The sequence below is a fragment of the Acinetobacter sp. USHLN143 genome (genome assembly GCF_037145695.1).
GTDB classification, from domain to species: Bacteria; Pseudomonadota; Gammaproteobacteria; order Pseudomonadales; family Moraxellaceae; genus Acinetobacter; species Acinetobacter fasciculus.
In genome coordinates this window covers 1-217 of sequence record NZ_JBBCWZ010000361.1, presented here as the reverse complement: position 1 = coordinate 217, position 217 = coordinate 1, and the positions used below count along the sequence as shown (strand labels likewise).

The window sequence follows — 217 nt, the reverse complement described above, 5'->3', positions numbered from 1 at the left end:
AGAGCATTTTCAACTTTATGAATAGTACGATTCACATTACTTTCAGCAAGATTATAGTCAGCGGATAATTCAATTTGAGTCCTATAACAGCGTAAGTAGTTTAGAGTTAACCTGAGTTCGATGAAATATTTTAGCTTTTTAGCAAGTTTTGGAAAGTTGGCTTATTTGGATTTAAGCAATAAGCCACTATAGCAGCCATAATATTCACCATAAAGTT

At 32.3% G+C, this 217-nt stretch carries 1 pseudogene; it reads right to left on the bottom strand.

Annotation, left to right across the window (positions count from 1 at the left end):
- Nucleotides 1-119 (bottom strand): annotated as a pseudogene (locus WFH18_RS18395) (transposase family protein); the annotation flags it as partial.
- Nucleotides 120-217: the final 98 nt, after the last annotated feature.